This window comes from Pseudomonas sp. IT-P395, from assembly GCF_949767675.1.
Lineage (GTDB): Bacteria > Pseudomonadota > Gammaproteobacteria > Pseudomonadales > Pseudomonadaceae > Aquipseudomonas.
In genome coordinates this window covers 88,618-105,955 of the sequence record NZ_CATKPW010000012.1, presented here as the reverse complement: position 1 = coordinate 105,955, position 17,338 = coordinate 88,618, and the positions used below count along the sequence as shown (strand labels likewise).

The 17,338-nt window shown below is 59.2% G+C and carries 16 protein-coding genes; all 16 read right to left on the bottom strand.

All coding sequences use genetic code 11. The features are described 5' to 3' along the window. Nucleotides 1-3: 3 nt before the first annotated feature. The 16 genes from ACM6IN_RS12285 to ACM6IN_RS12210 all read right to left on the bottom strand — a co-directional run bounded on the left by ACM6IN_RS12285 (nucleotide 4) and on the right by ACM6IN_RS12210 (nucleotide 17,316). The gene (locus ACM6IN_RS12285; protein WP_007920053.1) at nucleotides 4-1,479 is read right to left on the bottom strand and encodes a sigma-54 dependent transcriptional regulator; all 1,476 of its coding nucleotides are present in this window, start codon (nucleotides 1,477-1,479) and stop codon (nucleotides 4-6) included. A 172-nt stretch (nucleotides 1,480-1,651) separates the two neighbouring features. Then, entirely contained in the window at nucleotides 1,652-1,948 is a 297-nt protein-coding gene (locus ACM6IN_RS12280; RefSeq protein ID WP_414916126.1) for a flagellar protein FliT, read from the bottom strand. 11 nt (nucleotides 1,949-1,959) lie between these two features. Further along, nucleotides 1,960-2,358 carry a flagellar export chaperone FliS gene (fliS, locus tag ACM6IN_RS12275; RefSeq protein ID WP_007920055.1) on the bottom strand — a complete coding sequence of 133 codons (399 nt, stop codon included), beginning with the start codon at nucleotides 2,356-2,358 and terminating at the stop codon, nucleotides 1,960-1,962. Nucleotides 2,359-2,487: 129 nt separating this feature from the next. Then, nucleotides 2,488-3,930, bottom strand: coding sequence for a flagellar filament capping protein FliD (gene fliD / locus ACM6IN_RS12270; protein ID WP_414916125.1), 1,443 nt, complete (start codon nucleotides 3,928-3,930; stop codon nucleotides 2,488-2,490). An 82-nt stretch (nucleotides 3,931-4,012) separates the two neighbouring features. Beyond that, nucleotides 4,013-4,369 carry a flagellar protein FlaG gene (locus ACM6IN_RS12265; protein WP_007920057.1) on the bottom strand — a complete coding sequence of 119 codons (357 nt, stop codon included), beginning with the start codon at nucleotides 4,367-4,369 and terminating at the stop codon, nucleotides 4,013-4,015. 73 nt (nucleotides 4,370-4,442) lie between these two features. Next, nucleotides 4,443-5,294, bottom strand: coding sequence for a flagellin domain-containing protein (locus tag ACM6IN_RS12260; protein WP_007920059.1), 852 nt, complete (start codon nucleotides 5,292-5,294; stop codon nucleotides 4,443-4,445). Between the two features lie 242 nt (nucleotides 5,295-5,536). Then, nucleotides 5,537-5,803: a hypothetical protein gene (locus tag ACM6IN_RS12255; protein ID WP_414916124.1), complete on the bottom strand. Its 267-nt coding sequence runs from the start codon at nucleotides 5,801-5,803 to the stop codon at nucleotides 5,537-5,539. Next, nucleotides 5,800-7,089, bottom strand: a complete 1,290-nt coding sequence (locus ACM6IN_RS12250) for a motility associated factor glycosyltransferase family protein (protein ID WP_095114154.1) — start codon at nucleotides 7,087-7,089, stop codon at nucleotides 5,800-5,802. The genes ACM6IN_RS12255 and ACM6IN_RS12250 overlap by 4 nt, the downstream gene beginning before the upstream one ends. A gap of 88 nt (nucleotides 7,090-7,177) precedes the next feature. Continuing rightward, on the bottom strand, nucleotides 7,178-8,104 hold the full coding sequence (locus ACM6IN_RS12245) for a ketoacyl-ACP synthase III (RefSeq protein ID WP_007920064.1): 927 nt from the start codon (nucleotides 8,102-8,104) through the stop codon (nucleotides 7,178-7,180). Nucleotides 8,105-8,330: 226 nt separating this feature from the next. Continuing rightward, complete coding sequence (gene pseI / locus ACM6IN_RS12240) at nucleotides 8,331-9,383, bottom strand: pseudaminic acid synthase (RefSeq protein ID WP_095114155.1); 1,053 nt, start codon at nucleotides 9,381-9,383, stop codon at nucleotides 8,331-8,333. After that, complete coding sequence (gene pseG / locus ACM6IN_RS12235) at nucleotides 9,376-10,881, bottom strand: UDP-2,4-diacetamido-2,4,6-trideoxy-beta-L-altropyranose hydrolase (protein WP_414916123.1); 1,506 nt, start codon at nucleotides 10,879-10,881, stop codon at nucleotides 9,376-9,378. The genes pseI and pseG overlap by 8 nt, the downstream gene beginning before the upstream one ends. Then, the gene (gene pseF / locus ACM6IN_RS12230; protein WP_414916122.1) at nucleotides 10,878-11,573 is read right to left on the bottom strand and encodes a pseudaminic acid cytidylyltransferase; all 696 of its coding nucleotides are present in this window, start codon (nucleotides 11,571-11,573) and stop codon (nucleotides 10,878-10,880) included. Before pseF ends, pseG begins: the two co-directional genes overlap by 4 nt. Continuing rightward, entirely contained in the window at nucleotides 11,570-12,190 is a 621-nt protein-coding gene (locus ACM6IN_RS12225; RefSeq protein WP_007920069.1) for a pseudaminic acid biosynthesis-associated methylase, read from the bottom strand. Before ACM6IN_RS12225 ends, pseF begins: the two co-directional genes overlap by 4 nt. Before the next feature lie 31 nt (nucleotides 12,191-12,221). Next, complete coding sequence (gene pseC, locus ACM6IN_RS12220; RefSeq protein WP_414916121.1) at nucleotides 12,222-13,379, bottom strand: UDP-4-amino-4,6-dideoxy-N-acetyl-beta-L-altrosamine transaminase; 1,158 nt, start codon at nucleotides 13,377-13,379, stop codon at nucleotides 12,222-12,224. Next, nucleotides 13,376-14,377, bottom strand: coding sequence for a UDP-N-acetylglucosamine 4,6-dehydratase (inverting) (pseB, locus tag ACM6IN_RS12215; protein WP_007920072.1), 1,002 nt, complete (start codon nucleotides 14,375-14,377; stop codon nucleotides 13,376-13,378). Before pseB ends, pseC begins: the two co-directional genes overlap by 4 nt. 23 nt (nucleotides 14,378-14,400) lie before the next feature. Next, nucleotides 14,401-17,316 (bottom strand): glycosyltransferase family 2 protein, encoded by a 2,916-nt coding sequence (locus ACM6IN_RS12210; protein WP_414916120.1) that lies wholly within the window; start codon nucleotides 17,314-17,316, stop codon nucleotides 14,401-14,403. Nucleotides 17,317-17,338: the final 22 nt, after the last annotated feature.

The window sequence follows — 17,338 nt, the reverse complement described above, 5'->3', positions numbered from 1 at the left end:
GCGTCAATCCTCCGCCTGTTCATCTCCATCGCGGCGGCTCATGCCGTACTTGCGCATCTTCTCGACCAGGGTGGTACGACGGATACGCAGGCGCTCAGCGGCACGCGCCACAATGCCATTGGCATCGTCCAGCGCCTGTTGAATCAGGCCCTGTTCCAGACCACCGAGGTAGTCCTTCAGGTCTAGACCTTCCGGCGGCAGCATGGCGTTGGCGGTGAAGTCAGGCGTATGGCCGTTGATCGCCACGCGCTCTTCGAGATCGCTGCGCAGGCTGTCGACCATTTGCTCGTCTTCGTCGTCGACGTAGCGGAATTTCTTCGGCAGTTCGACCACGCCGATCACCCCGTACGGATGCATGATCGCCATGCGCTCCACCAGGTTGGCCAGCTCGCGGACGTTGCCTGGCCAGCCGTGACGGCACAGCGACATGATCGCCGCCGAGTTGAAGCGGATCGAACCACGCTTCTCGTGCTCCATGCGCGAGATCAGTTCGTTCATCAGCAGCGGAATATCTTCGACGCGCTCACGCAGCGGCGCCATCTCGATCGGGAACACGTTCAGGCGATAGTAGAGGTCTTCGCGGAAGGTGCCGATCTCGATCATGCTTTCGAGGTTCTTGTGCGTCGCCGCGATGATGCGCACGTCAACGCTCTGGGTCTTGTTGCTGCCCACGCGCTCGAAGGTGCGTTCCTGCAGGACGCGCAGCAGTTTGACCTGCATCGGCAGCGGCATGTCGCCGATTTCGTCAAGGAACAGCGTACCGCCGTTGGCCAGTTCGAAGCGGCCGGCACGGCTGGTGATCGCGCCGGTGAAGGCGCCCTTCTCGTGACCGAACAATTCGCTTTCGAGCAGCTCCGCCGGGATCGCCCCGCAGTTGACCGGCACGAATGGCGCATCGCGACGCTTGGAATGGTAATGCAGGTTGCGCGCGACCACTTCCTTGCCGGTCCCGGACTCGCCGAGGATCAGCACACTGGCGTCGGTGTCGGCGACTTGCTGCATCATCTGGCGCACGTGCTGGATCGCCCGGCTGGTGCCGACCAGGCTGCGGAACAGATTGGGCTCGCGATGACGGCCGCGCTCGCGAGCCTGGTCATACATCTCGCGATAGACCTGGGCACGGTGCAGGGAGTCGAGCAATTTGCTGTAGCTGGGCGGCATTTCGAGGGTCGAAAGCACGCGGCGACGCTGGTCTTCGGGCAGGTCGACGGAAGAATTATCGCCCATCAACAAAACCGGAAGGAACTCATCCCAGGTTGAGAGTGTCTTTAACAAGCCCAAAAGCGCGCCAGGAGCATTAACGGTCCCGATCAGTACGCAAATGACCTCACGACTAGACGACAAAGAGCCGACTGCCTGCTGCCAGTCATGGCTGCCGCAGGGTAAATTTTCTTCGCCAAGAAAATTTAAAATCACCGCCAGGTCGCGGCGGCGGACGCTATCGTCATCGATCAGCAGAATTTTGGTTTCACGCCACATGCAATAGCAACTTCCCTAGTCAACTCAATGCCCGAAATTAGGGGCAAGCGAGACGCTTGCAGGACACCATGTGCCTGTAGACGCCTGAAATCTGAAAACAGCCACTAGTTAAGTCAAAAAACCGTGCACAGTCAAATTTATGGCGCACATGCCTGGATTAACTGGGGGGCAATTAACCAAACAGATGGTAAACCTTTGCCGCCTTTTGCGCTTGGGTGATCTGCGACATCTCGTTGGCTATCGCTTGCCGCTCACCCATGGCCACCTCAAGAAGGTCCTTGTAGACGTGGAGCAACTCCTCAAGGTTGTCGCGCAACGCGACTTCATCAAGCGCAGCCTCCGCCATGACGTCTTCCATGCAGGAACGGCAAGCCAGATCCAGCTCGCCAATAGCTTCCCAATTGCGTTCGACGAGGGCAGTAACCAACGCTTCACGGGTATCGGCGATTCGCTGCAATACAAGACTCATGACGATCTCCTTCAGAACTGCGGAGCAGGCACGGGGGCAATAGCATCCCAGCCTTCCTTGACCGTGCTCAGCAAGCCGGCAACCTCATCAAGAATGCGCGGGTCGCTGCTGATGTTCGCCTCGGCGAGGCGCTTCATCATGTAGATATACAGCCCATCCAGATCAGCCAGGGTATCTGCACTGTTTTCCAGATCGAGGCCTTCACGCAGACCGCTGACAATGCCAATCGCCTTGCTGATCGAAGTGCATTTGCTTGGAATGTCCTTGCGCTCGATGGCGCCTTTGGCCTGAGCGATACGGGCCAGTCCACCTTCCATCAACATTTGCACCAGACGGTGCGGGCTCGCTTCGGATGTCTGAGCGTGTGCGCCGACTTTCTGATACTGCCGAAGGGCTAACATCGGATTCATGTTCTACCTCATTGCCACAATGACTCGTATAACCAGTGTATCGCCAACGAATCACAGAACTTTAGATCAAAAGACAAAAACCCGGCGCACGCCGATGAAGCGTAGCCGGGTTTTTGTCGTACCTGCCTGTTACTTCGCGGACTGCTGAGCGTTCAGCGAGCTGAAGAACGACGTGATGTTGCTCGCCGTAGCCTTCATCTGCCCTACCAGCAAGTCCATGGCGTTGTACTTGGCCGTCAGCGTCTTGGTCAGGTTGGCGACACGCAGATCCAGCGCCAACTGCTGCGACGTGAGGCTGCGGGTGTTGTTGTTCAGAATGGTCATACGCTGATCAAGCAGACCGCTGGTGGTTTTACCATCAGCAGAAGCTTTGAGGTACGGATCGACCGCTTTGCTCATTCGCGCCAACAGACCGTTTTTGTCGTCGGTGCCGGAGAACAGCTGCTGCACCTGACCAGTCATGCCTGGCTGAGACATGGCCTTGTTGAAAGCCGTCGCGTCCAGCGTCAGCTTACCGGTGTCGCGATCAGTCATGACGCCGATCTGCGACAGCACACCCAGCTCGCCAGGCGACGAAGTGGTCAATTGGGCACGAATGTCCGCAATCAACGTCCGCGGCAGAGAATCACCGGTAAACGCGGCCTGCACCGTCAACTTGCCATCTTCGTCCGGCGTTGCCTTGGACAGGCTATCGATGGTGGTCTTGAGCGTGTTGAAAGCGTCGACGAATTGCTGAACCGAAGCCTGCAAGCCCTTGGTGTTGGTATCGACAGAGACCTTGACCGCAGTGGGGCTGGCTTCCACCAGGTTCATGGTCAAGCCACTGATGGCGCCGCTCACCGTGTTGCTCTTGCTGGTAACGGCAAGACCATCAATGGTCAGCTTCGCATCCTTGGCAATATCGCCCACAGCCCCTGAGTCACCAGCGGCCGGGGTCGCAGACATGACCTTGGTGCCATCGATTTCCAGACCGGCAATACCACTGACCGTCAGGTCGGAGCCCGCGCCCGTCTTGTTGGAGCTGATCACCAGACGCGAAGCGCCCGAGCTGTCGGTCACGATGTTGGCGGAAACACCGTTGACACCCTGCGCCTTGTTGATGGCATCACGGGTAGTCTGCAAGGTGGCATTGGCCGGAATATCGACATTGTAATCAGTGCCATTCTGACTGATTTTCAGGGTACCACTCGGAATGGCACTGGCCGCGCCGCCGACAAAGGATGCACTGGCTACTTTCGAGCCGGTGGCCAAGTTATTTACCACGACACTGTATGTGCCCGAAACAGCCGTGTTATCGGAAGTAGCGGTCAGCGTTGTCGGGGTAGCCGAGGTCGCCGCGTAACCGGCAAACGCAGGGTTGGTCTTACTGCCCAGATCGGTCATTGCCTTCTGGTAGGCCGCCAATGCGTTTTTCAGCGCACCGACACCGGAAATCTTCAGGGTGTTGGTTTTGGTCGCAGAATCGATCTGCGTCTGCTTCGGCGACTTGTCGGCGTTTACCAGCGCGGTCACGATCGCGCCGATGTCCAGGCCGGAACCCAGTCCGGAACCCGGTAGAATTGGACTTGCCATGTGCATCTCCCTTCAGATTGTTGCCATTCTTTTGACCGTTACACGCATCTTGAGAACGGACAAACATAATTCATGCCAGCTATCAGACTTTGGCGTCAAACAATACGTGACTCGCATTGGCGAGGCTGTCTGCCAGCTTGAGGGCTTCTGCGGAGGGAATCTGTCGAACGACCTCACCCGTCTCGCTTGCGATCACCTTGACGATGACCTTCCCGGAGTGTTCATCAATCGAAAACTCCAGATTGCGCTTGATCGACTGCACAAACTTTTCGATCTCCTGCACCGCCAGTTTCAATTTGGCGTCGTCCGAATCCTGACTCTTCGCAGCGACCGGCGCTTCAGTCTTGGCAACTTTAGGCGTCTCTGACGGTTTGTCAGCAACCGGCGTTACTGGCTTGGGAGCCGGATAAGACACGTTAAGCTTTACGCTCATGTCCATGCCCATCACCTCTTAACGTAAAAAGGCGAGAGAGCGCGACCAGCGCACCCCCCCGCCCAAACTCGATCCGAAATTACTGAAGCAGCTTCAGTACAGCGGAAGGCAGTTGGTTGGCTTGAGCCAGAACAGAGGTCGAAGCCTGTTGCAGGGTTTGCTGCTTGGTCAGGTTAGCAGTCTCTGCGGCGAAGTCGGTATCTTGTACGCGACCTTGTGCAGCAGTGGTGTTCTCGGTGATGTTCTGCAAGTTCTGGATGGTGCTGGTCAGACGGTTTTGCGAAGCACCCAGGCTGGCACGAGTTGCACCGATGGCAGCGATGGCAGCGTCGATCGCGGTGATCGCGTTGTCGATGTTCTGCGAAGCGCCAGTTACGGTAGCACCGGTCAGGGACAGAGTACCGCTACCTACCGACAGGCTTACTGCGTCGAACTTGGAGCTCAGTACCAGGTCGATGTGGTTAGCCGAACCGGTGTTTGCGCCTACTTGCAGGGTCACAGTACCAGCCGAACCGTCCAGCAGGTTTTTGCCGTTCAGGTTGGTCGAAGCCGAGATACGGGTGATCTCGTCGGACATCTGAGCGAATTCAGCGTTGGTAGCGGTCTGGTCAGCAGTGCCGTTGGTACCGTTACGTGCTTTAACAGCCAGTTCACGCATACGCTGCAGGATGTCGGTAGTAGCTTGCAGAGCGCCTTCAGCAGTCTGGGCAACGGAGATACCGTCGTTGGCGTTCTGGATGGCTTGGGTGTTACCACGGATCTGCGAGGACATACGGTTCGAGATCTGCAGGCCAGCGGCGTCGTCTTTAGCGCTGTTGATTTTCAGGCCGGAAGACAGGCGCTGCATCGAAGTCGACAGAGCGTCGGAAGCGCGGTTCAGGTTTTTCTGAACGTTCAACGACGTGGTGTTGGTGTTTACTGTTAAAGCCATGACGAATTCCTCGTTGGTTGGGTACTGCGGCTTCCGGCCCTGGCAACCGCCGGGTATGGCCTAGAGAACCTTCGTAATAGTTATCGTCGGGATTGCAGGTTGCTTGAGGGCTTTTTGAAAAAAATTTGCCATCACCCTGCCACCCCCGAGAAAACAAAGACTTAGCAGCCCATCCACCGCGAAAAAATGACGTCATAAAACCGACTGCCGCGCAAACCTGCGGGCCAGTGCTGTCGGCGTGTTCAGGCCGGAACACTTCCCAGCAAGTCGACCAGTTCGAACTCCATATAATCAGCCAGTGCCAACCAGTCCTGGCGCTCTTGGCAATCGAGCATTTGCGTGAGTATCTGCGCCCACACCTGCTGGACATCCGCAGGCGCAGACAGCAGCAACTGCTGCGCACCGTCAAAGACATCGACCATGCTCAGCGCTGCCTCGACATCCCGCCCCAGCCGAAACAGACCGGCACACTGACGGCATTCACCGATGCTTTTTTCCAGCGCCGTCATTGCACGAACTCCTGATTGAACTGCGTCCCGGCGATCAGCGCGCCCGCCCTGCTGCTATTGAAGAACTCAACGCGCGGATGCGCAGCGATGTAACGCTCCAGCACACACAGATAACCACGGAAGTTGAGCTGGGTACTGACCCGCTGCCCATGCCCGTCGCGCACCCAATGCCGCGCCTGATTAACACCCGGCCCCAGATCACCGTCGCTCCAGCCGGCGTGAGTCTTGTTCATCGGGAAGGCGAAATCGGCGCCAAATAGCGTGATGCGAGACGCGCCCATTTTTACCGCCAGATCGACCGCCGGATGGATCACGCTGCCGCCGACGTGCAGCAGTGCGCGCGGATATTCTTCACGCAACCCGGCGTACACCGGACTGGCCGAGTAACCGCCATAGCGCTTGCCCTTCCATGCCCGTAAAACTTCGGGATCGCTCATGGGCAAATATACCAGCGGGATACCGTCGGACGCTTCGAACGGCAGGTGCCGAAAGCTGATGCGCTGATCAATGGTCACCACCAGATCCGGGACAATCCCGTGCTCGATCAACGGCCGATACGCCGTGTCGACACAGATGAGCAGCGGGCGCTGAGCCTGAGTCCGGAGTGCTGCCAATCGTTCAAAATGCCCTTCCAGAGTCGGCCCGGTAGCAATCACGTAAATCTCACGATCGGTGCAGGTGCCAAACAACTGCGCCACATCGTCATCGCCAAGCAGCACCGGCAGGCAGTCCTGCAAGCGCTGTTGAATGAACGGCGACTGCGCGTCGAATTCGCGATTGGTGAAACTCAGATGGACTTCATTGACCAGCCGATCGCGAATCTTCGCGTTGTAATCATCGGCCAGCAGCATCTCGGCGGGCAGGGCAAAAAACGGCGTGAAAAAGTCCGGATGATCAGCGGCGTAAAACAACTCGACGCGCGGATCGTCCAGCCACTGGCGCTGATCGAGCAGTTGCACCACCAGCGCAAACAGCGCGCCATTGAGGATGTGCACGTACAAGCGTTGCAGTCCGGCACGCTCAAGCAGCACAGCGGGCAAATCGCCGAGGCCGGTGCCATAGACGTGCAATTGCGCCTTGTCGGGCAGACTGGTCGCCTGAATCCGCGCTTCATGAAGGCGATCGTGACGACTGGTGAGTTGAATGCCGTTGATGCTCAGCGTCGAGCCTAGCCCCTCAACCAGTTGAGCAGGGACGGCCGCACTGTCTTCCGTCATCAGTCGTTCGAACAGCGCCGGCCAGCGCCGTTGCAACACCTCGGCATTGGCTTGAAAAAACTCGCTCATGGCGCCTCGCGCTCCCTCTTCAGGCAAAAAAATAGCGTTCAAGGTTAACCTTGAACGCTATTTTTGTATCCGCCGTTTTTACTCTGGCTTAAGGGCGATAGATGATCGCCGAGCCCCACGACAGACCGACACCAAAACCGCTCAGCGCAATACGCTGCCAATCGGAATCGATAACGTGTTTTTCCAGCAGCAACGGAATGCTCGACGACACGGTATTGCCGGTCTCGACCATGTCCTTGATGAATTTTTCCGGCTCGCCTTCGAAACGTCGCGCCACCGCATCGACAATCGCCGCACTGCCCTGGTGAATGCAGAAGGCATCGATGTCGTCGGCCTTCAGACCGGAATCGTCCAGCAGCTCGTGCAAGTGCGCCGGGACTTTGAGCAGCGCAAAGTTGAAGACCTGACGACCGTTCATGAAGAACACGCCATCGGTGACTTTCAAGTGCGGCGCACCGGAACCGTCGGTGCCGAACTTGGCCTTGCCCAGCGCCCAGGTCGGATCTTCGCCCATCCACGTAGCGGTGGCGGCATCGCCAAACAGCATGGTGGTGTTGCGGTCTTCCGGATCGACAATCTTCGAATACGGATCAGCGGTGATCAGCAGGCCGTTCTTCAGGCCGGCGGCTTCCATGAAACCCTTGATCGCGTAGATGCCGTAGACATAACCCGAGCAGCCCAGGGAAATATCGAACGCCGCAACGTTGGTCGGCAGACCGAGTTTGTCCTGCACGATGGCGGCGGTGTGTGGCAGGCCTTCTTCGTCACCGTTCTGGGTGACGACGATCAAGGCGTCGATCGATTCACGTTTCAGATCCGGGTTGCTGGCAAACAGCGCATTGGCCGCTTCCACGCACAGGTCGGAGGTTTCTTGTTCAGCGTCTTTGCGCGGCAGGAATGCCGAACCGATCTTGCCAAGGATGAATTCTTCATCCTTCTCGAATTTTGCACCTTGTGCGTAATTGTCCACGCCGGCTACAGGAACGTAGCTCGCAATGCTTTTTATGCCAATCATTACGGCTTCCCAATAAAAAACAGCCCAAGACCACCGCTCGCAAGGATTTCGAGGGGCGCCGACAAACAGAAAACGGCCGCCACAACGGGCAGCCACGGGGAGCGCAAAGGGCTATCACTGGAATCGAAAACGAGCCAGGCGCCATCCCCCCGATCAATACAATACAGTGAAGATGCGCGTTATGACTCGCAGGTCACGCTATTTTGCCGAATCGTTGCAGATCGGGTTATTCGACCAACGACCAGTCCAGCGGCGTGCCGCGCTTGATCGGCGCGCGGGCGCGGCGGCCGAGGACGGCGTCGGTGTGCTTGGGCGGCAAACCGAGACCGGGGCGAATGGCGCGCAGATTGTCCCCGCTAAAGGTGTCACCGGCGGCCATGTCAGCCGTGACATACAGCGAGCGGCGATACACCAGCGACTTGCGCTCGGCCTCGGTAACGCCGTAATGCACCTGGCCCATGGCTTGCCAGGCGCGCTCGGTTTCCACCACCAGGCTAGCCATTTCCGCCGGTTCCAGCGAGAAACTGGCATCGACGCCACCCGCTGAACGGTCGAGGGTGAAGTGCTTTTCCACCACCGTCGCGCCAAGCGCCACGGCTGCTACCGACACGCCAACGCCCATCGAGTGATCGGACAGCCCCACTTCGCAACCGAACAACTCACGCAGATGCGGAATCGTGCGCACGTTGCTGTTGAGCGGTGTCGCTGGATAAGTGCTGGTGCATTTGAGCAACACCAGATCTTTGCACCCGGCCTCGCGCGCGGCGCGAACGGCCTCATCGAGTTCAGCGATGCTGGCCATGCCAGTGGAAATGATCAGCGGCTTGCCGGTGGCGGCCACACGACGGATCAACGGCAAATCGGTGTTTTCGAAACTGGCGATCTTGTAGGCCGGAACATCGAGGCTTTCGAGAAAGTCGACTGCGCTGTCATCGAACGGCGTCGAGAACGCGAGCATCCCCAGTTCCTTGGCACGAGCAAAAATCGGCGCATGCCATTCCCACGGTGTATGAGCTTTTTCATACAAATCGTAGAGCGAAGTACCCGCCCACAGACTGCCCGGATCCTTGATGAAGAATTCCCCCTCAGACAAATCCAGCGTCATGGTTTCGGCGGTGTAGGTTTGCAGCTTCAGCGCATGCGCCCCCGCCTTGGCCGCTGCCTCGACAATTTGCAGGGCGACGTCCAGTGACTGGTTATGGTTGCCGCTCATCTCGGCGATGATGAAGGGTGGCGCGTCGGCACCGATCAAGCGGTTGCCGATCTTGAAACTAGTCATGCGGGTGATCCTTCAAAACACGGGTGAACGCACAGGCACTCTGAGTGAACCCGGCGTCACGAAACACATTCAACGAGGGACGATTGTCCGGCAACACCCGAGCGGTGATGACCGTCAGTTGCGGCCAGTGCGCGACAACAAATGCCTCGCCACTGGCCAATAGCGCCCTGCCCCACCCCAGCCCCATCCGCCGTTCGAGCAGGTAAATCGAAACTTCGGCTTCAAACCCGCGCAGGTCATACCGCACAACGCCGACCGCGCCGTCATCCGCCTCGGCGATCAGCAGCAGGCGCTGTGGATTACGCAAACTCGCCGTCAGCCAGTTCAGGTGCTGCGGCCAGTCGATCACGCCGCTGTCCAGCGACCAGCGACGTACCGTTTCGGCATTACGACCATCGAACAGCAACTGCGCATCGTCCAGGGTCGCCGCACGCACCTTCAGCACCGCACCGGCCAGTGCCACCGCGACACGCTCGGCACCGCGCCCGTCGACCAGTTGTCGCGAGCGTTCGGCCAGGCTTTGGCGCAAATAATGATTGCCGGTGACAAAGCCGATGGCGTCGCGCAACTGCTCGACACTGACCTGCTCACGAGCGCCCATGAACACATGTGCTCCCGCCGCTGCCATGACTTCGCCGTTGGCCTGCTGATTGTTCGACACGGCAATACAGATCGTCGGCAGCCCCATCGCCGCCCGTTCCCAACTGGTACCGCCCCCGGCGCCGATAAACAGATCCGCTTCAGTCATGCGCTGATGGAAATCGCTGACGAAACTGTGCAGGCGCCAGTTCGGCCGCGTCTCGGCCAACGCCTGCATCTGCGCCCACGCCGGGTTCTCGGCACCGGCGACAAAATCTACCTGCAACTGGTTGAAATCAGCGAGCGCGAGCATCGCGTGATGAGTCTGCATGGCCGCATCGAAGCCACCGAAATTCACCAGTACCCGGCGAGCCGTGGGCTTGATCTCGATGGCCGGGCAATTGAACTCTTCACGCAGCATGGCGTAGCGCGGGCCCAGCAAGGTGCGGCACCCCTCGGGCAACAGCGGTGAGTAATTTTCACTGAGGCCCGATAAATTCTGATTGAGCAAAAGATCAACGCTGTAGCGCCGGGTAGCCAGATCGTCGACTGCCGCTATGCGCTGCGCCCAGCGCCGGGCGGCGGTTTGCCAGTGATGATCGAGGCCGTAATGATCGACGATGATCCAGTCGAACCCGGCATGGCCGGCCAACAAAAGATCCAGCGCGTCGATGTCGGCCTGCCACGGCAGCATTGATTCGATGGCTTGCTGTGGGTCTTCATCACAATAGAGATCCGGCAACGCAAATGTCTCGAACCCTTCGGCGCTCAGCATATCGAGCCGATGCCCCGGCAATTTCCGGCAGGCAAACGCGACGTGGCTGCCCTGCCCGCGCAACACTCGCGCCAGCGTCAGGCAGCGGGCAATGTGGCCGCTGCCGATGGTTGGCGAGGCGTCGGCACGAATCAACACTCTCATTGCAGCTCTCCACCCGCCTTGAGCGCGGCGTATAGGTATTCGGCGCGCTTCCAGTCTTCAAGGGTGTCGATGTCCTGCACCAGATGCCGGGGCAGAATCACCGGCAGGCTGGCTGGCGAATAGAGCACCTCGCCGCGCAACCACGCCTCACTGCGGCCCCAGTAGAACTGACCGGCATCCTGAAACGCTTCGGGCAGATCCTGTGAGCGGGTATGGCGAAATTCGGGATACAACGCGGTCAGCGCGCCCTGCCCGTCCAGCGTCAGCGCACGCTGCACCGGAAAACCGAAACTGCACACGGAAAACGCAAAGGACCGGTCGGGATGCTGTTCCAGTAACTCCAGTCCCTGATGCAGATAGCGCGCCTGCAGTAGCGGCGCCGTGGCGTATACACAGCAGGCGTAATCGAAGGCTGGCAGTTGCTGCAAGGCATGCACGATCACTGCCGCCGTGCCGGTGAAATCATCGGCCAGGTCTGCCGGGCGCAAAAATGGTACCTGCGCGCCATGGGCTCGCGCGACATCGGCAATTTCGGCATCGTCGGTGCTGACCACCACCTGCTCAAACAACCCTGAATCCAGCGCGGTGCGGATCGAGCGGACAATCATCGGCACGCCGTCGAATGGCAAGAGATTCTTGCGCGGGATGCGTTTGCTGCCGCCACGGGCCGGGATGATTGCAACGTTGCTCAAGGACGTTTTTCCAACAGGAACCAAGTGATGTCGTCCGCCGGGAATTGCGGATCGCGGTGATAGGCAAAACCATAATCGAGAAGGTGCAGATCGGCATAGCGATCGAGCATCTCACCGGCAAAATCGCGCTTGAACAGCTTGCCGCTGTTGCCACGATAGGACACTTCCACCGGTGCCGGATTGTAATACTCGGCGATCAGGATGTAGCGCTGGCTCAACGCGTACAACTGCGCATAAGCGGTCGGCAACAGCTCCGGGGCCAAGTGAATCAGCACGCCTTTACTCAGGGTCAGGTCGTAGCGGCGCTCGCGCGGGAAATCGAACAGCGAGCCATGCCAGATCTGTGCAATATCCAACGCCCGTGCCTGAGCACAGGCGCTGTCATTGATCTCGACGCCGAACAGCTCGCAACGCGGCAGCAGTTGATGCAACGCCTGCAAATTGTTGCCGGCGTTAGTGCCAAGTTCGACCAGGCTCTCGATGCCTGCGGCACGGCTCAGGGCTTTGGCAAACAACGCCAGATTCGTCGCCACCAGCGGTTGGCCGACATTGCGCTCGACGTACTGGTTGCCGAACTCACCCTGCCAGAATTTTTCCTGCTCGCTCAGATCACGCATGACTCAGTCTCACCCACCGCCACGGCGGCATTCATTCGGTCAGTCGACGCAATTGTTCGACTACATAATCCTGCTGCTGATCACTCAGCAACGGGTACAGCGGCAAGCTGATGGCCTCGGCGTAATAGCGTTCGGCCTCGGGAAAATCGCCCTCGGCAAAACCCAGATCACGGTAGTAGGGCTGCAAATGCACAGGAATATAGTGCAGGTTTACGCCGATCCCGGCGGCACGCAAGCCTTCGAACACCTGACGGTGGCTGAGGCCGATGCGATCGCTCTGCAAACGAATCACATACAGATGCCACGCCGATTGCGCCTCGGGCTGAGGGCTGGGCAGCGTCACCGGCAAGTACGCCAGCAGACGATCGTAACGCGCCGCCAGCGCCCGACGCCGGGCGATGAAATCGTCCAGCTTGCCCAGTTGCGACAGGCCCAACGCCGCCTGCAAATCGGTGATGCGGTAATTGAAACCCAGCTCGACCTGTTGGTAGTACCACGGCCCATGACTGGATTCGGTCATTTGCTGCGGATCACGGGTCATGCCGTGGCTGCGCAGGCGTTGCAGGCGCTCGGCCAGCTCCGGGCGGTTGGTCAGCACCATGCCACCCTCGGCGCTGGTGATGATTTTTACCGGGTGAAAACTGAACACCGTCATCGCCGCGAACTCGCCGCAACCGACCGGGCGTCCGGCGTAACTGGCGCCGACGGCGTGCGAGGCATCTTCAATCACGGTGAAGTTGTAGCGCTCGGCCAGTTCGGCAATCTTGCGCATGTCGCAGCTCTGCCCCGAGAACGCTACGGCTACCAGCACTTTCGGCAAAGTGCCGTCCTGTTCGGCCTGATCGAGCTTCGCTGCGAGGGCGAAGGCATCAAGGTTCCAGGTCAGCGGATCGATGTCGACGAAATCGACTTCGGCGCCGCAATAGCGTCCGCAATTGGCCGAGGCGAGAAAGGTGTTCGGCGTCGTCCACAACCGATCACCCGGCCCCAGCCCTGCGGCCAGACAGGCAATGTGCAGCGCCGCCGTGGCGTTGCACACCGCGACGGCGAAGTCAGCCTGGCAACGCTCGGCCATTGCCTGCTCGAAACGCTCGATGCTCGGCCCTTGGGTCAGCCAGTCCGATTGCAGCACCTCGACGACCGCATCGATGTCTGCCTGATCGAGGCTCTGCCGACCGTAGGGAATCATACCGAGAGCTTCGCGTGCAGATCGGCGATCTGGCCGACCGAGAGAAAATGCGGGTTGGTGTCGGAGCGATACTCGAAATCTTCGCTGACGACACGCCCCTGCTCACCGAGTCTGTCGACGGCGAAATCGACATCGACACTGGTGAAGCGAATCGACGGCTGGATGGTGTAGTGATCTTCGAACTCAAGGGTCATCCGCGCATCGTCCAGCGGCACCATCAACTCATGGAGCTTTTCACCGGGTCGAATGCCGACGTTCTTGTGCGGCAAATGTTCAGCCATACCGCGCGCCAGATCGACGATGCGGATCGACGGGATCTTCGGCACGAACACTTCGCCGCCGTGCATCCGCGCAAAGCTGTCGAGGACGAACTGCACGCCGTGGTCGAGGGTGATCCAGAACCGCGTCATGCGTTCGTCGGTGATCGGCAACTCTTGAGCACCGTCGGCGATCAGCTTGCTGAAGAACGGCACCACCGAGCCGCGCGAGCCGGCCACGTTGCCGTAGCGCACCACGGCAAAACGGGTTTCCTGCTCACCGGCAATATTGTTGGCGGCGACGAACAATTTGTCCGAGAGCAACTTGGTCGCGCCGTACAGATTGATCGGGCTGGCCGCCTTGTCGGTGGACAGCGCGACAACTTTTTTCACGCCGTTATCGATGGCGGCGGCGATGATGTTCTCCGCGCCATTGACGTTGGTGCGGATGCATTCGGTCGGGTTGTATTCCGCCGCCGGCACTTGCTTCAACGCCGCGGCATGCACCACATAGTCGATGCCGCGCATGGCCTGACGCAGACGATCGGCGTCACGCACATCACCAATGAAGTAACGCATGCACGGCGCGTTGAACGTCTGCTGCATTTCGTACTGCTTCAGCTCGTCGCGGGAGAACACCACCACGCGCTTGGGCTGGTATTGCTCGAGCAGTCGGGCGATGAATTTGCGCCCGAACGAACCGGTGCCGCCAGAGATGAAAATCGATTTACCGTTGAACATAGGTTGATTCCTGTCCGGCACGCTTAGGCGAGCAACTGTGCCCAATTGATCGAGGCATTTTCACCCAGAGTGAAACCTTTGCCGGTCAGGGCCAGGTTGGCGTTGTAAGCCGGATCCTGCGCGAAGACGCCGCTCCATTTCTCACGCAGTGTCGCCAGTGCTTGCGGCGCCTGCGGCAGTTCACCGGTATGCAGCACCTGCACCAACGGCGTCCACACGGTGAGGTAACCGGCCTGACCGGCCTTGAGGCACAGGTCGACATCGGCATAACCCTCGGCGAACGTCACTTCATCCAGTCCGCCAAGGGCGTTGAACAGCTCTTTGCGCGCCATCAGACAGACCTTCGACACGGCCGAGTAATTCTGCTCGACAGTCAAACGATGCATATAGCCGTCTGCCGCGTGTTTTTCGCCGATGAAGGGCGAACCCACGCCATCGTTCAGGCCGAGAATCAGACCGGCCTGAGCAATCTTGCCGTCGCGATCGACCAGTTTGGCACCGACGATACCCACTTCCGGACGCTGGGCGTGGTTGAGCAGCGAATCGATCCAGTTCGGGTTGACGACTTCACTGTCTGCGGCCAACAGCACCAGGTACTCACCCTGAGCCTGCTCGCTGGCGGCGTTGTACAGTGCGACTTCGCTCAGCGGCTGATCGGCACGCAGCACATTGACCTTGGCGTGGCGCAGCGTGCCAAGCCAGTCGTTGACCGCTGCCGATTGATTGGCGTTTGCCGCCAGCAACACTTCATAACGACTGTAACGGGTTCTGAGCAACACGCCTTCCAGGCAGCGACGCAGCACCGCAAGATCGTCGATGACCGGCACAATGATCGAAACCATTGGCTGTTCGGTGTGACGGTAATCGATCTGCCAGGTACCCGGCACCGTCGATGTGACCTTGGCCTTGTAGCCGCGATTACCTAGATGACGCAGCAACGCCTGGCGTTCATGGGCATTTTCTTCAAGCTCCGCCGCCCGAGTGATCAGCAGCGGCTCGTCGAGGTGCGCCAGGCCGTCAAGGCCACCCTGCTCAATGATGCGCAGCAACAGGTCAAATTCCAGCGCCTTACTGAAGTCAGCCTGATAACCGCCGGCTTCGAGCAAGACTTCACGACGGATCAACCAATGACGCGCCATCAGTGACGGCACGCTTTGCAGCAGATCCAGATTGAAACCGGGGCGGAACACGTCAACCAACGCGCCATTGTCCTTGCGCTGGACCTCGTCGGTGGCGACGGCACGCACCCCCTCGGCGGACATCAATTCCAGACTGGCGCGCAACAGGCCGCTGGCGGTGAACTGATCACCCGCCTCACCCAGCAGCAACCAATCGCTTGGCGACTGCTGAGCGGCCTGGTTGAGCTTGTCGACAAAGTTGCTTTGGGAGACTCGAACAAAGTGCAGCGTGTTTTGTGCAGTAGTCGCGGCCGGTGCTTCGCCGGTGGTGAACACGACAATCCTGAACGCTTTGCAGTGACCTTCGAGCAGGCTGTCGAGCGACACCTGCAACTTGTCGATGTCGTTATCCAGGTCGAGCAGGAAAATACCGAACTGCGGGCCGCCGCCTTCAGTCGCCAGATGCCGGCCAATCGACTCAAGCTGTTCGTTCGCCGGCGCGCGAGCCACCAGCCACTGCAACAGGCGGCCGGACTTCATTTTGCCGAAGACCGGCTGATGATCGTCGACCGTCAGCGTTTCGAGACGGGCAATCCACTCGTGCATGGCTTGCGCGGCGCTCTCGTCACCGACAACGTCCAGTTGCGCCGCCAGACGTTTGACCACAGTCTGGTTGAAGGCGTTGAGATCATGGGCCTGCCACAACCGGTCAACCACACTTTCCGGCGTGTCGTTATTGCGCGCCTGCAACAGGTGCGCCTGACGGGCCCACACGCCTTCCAGCCCTTCCAGTTGCATGCGACCGGCCGGCAGCGCGTGCAACATGAATTCGAACTGCTCCAGACGATCGAAGAATGCCTGGTTGTAAAACGGCATTTCGACATACTGCAGCGGGCCAAAACGACGATCTGGCGCCTTCAACGCCTGGTTCCAGGTCGATTCGAAAATCAGCTCGGCAGTCAGCGCACGCCCGGACTTCAGGCTGTCGGCCATCGCCTCGAAACTTTCCAGGGCAAAGGCCTTGGCCTGCGCGATATCCAGCCCTTCGATAGCGGTAGGCAGCGAGACGAGGAACTCGGCAAAAGCCTCTCGTTCGGCGACCGACTTGGCATCGACGTAGGTCAGCGAATGATACACGTCGGTATTGTGCTCGGAGACGCCGTAGTTGATCTCGCGCACCACATAAGGAATCGGCAGGATGCGGGCCTTGGCACTGGCCAGCAGGTAGTAGACATGACCGATTTCCTGCCACTGGAAATTGGTCCCCGGCGGCAACGCCGAATGCCAGTTTTTCATCAGGTCAGTACGGGTTACCGCGTAGAACGGCGGGATGTACTGGCTCATGTAATCGAGGACACGATCCTGCGCGCGCTCGGACGCATAGTCTTCCTGGACTTTCTTGTCGCGGCGGTAGTAGTTCACGCCATGAGCCAGTGACAGGTACATCAGGCAATAGCCGTGGCACATGCCGTAGTCAGGGTTGGCATGCAGGAAGCCGACGGACTCTGCCAGTGAATCGTGCAGGATGAAGTCGTCGTCGGCCGCCAGCACCATGTATGGCGTGGTCAGATGCTCGACACCATAGGCCAGTTTGGCCTGCATGCCCCAGTAGGCGAACTGCGGGACATGGTGGTAATCGACGGCGCAGAAGTCGCCTTCAGGTCGTTCGAGGGTCGAATCGAGCACCATGATTCTGCAGGGCAAGCTGCTGTAATACTTCACCGCCCGGCGCAGGAACGCCGGACGATTGTGAGTAATCAGCACCACCGTCAACAGATCGTTGAGCGGTAGCGTCAGTTCAGAACTGTACTTGCCTTGCATAACTTCTCTCCACAACCGGCGA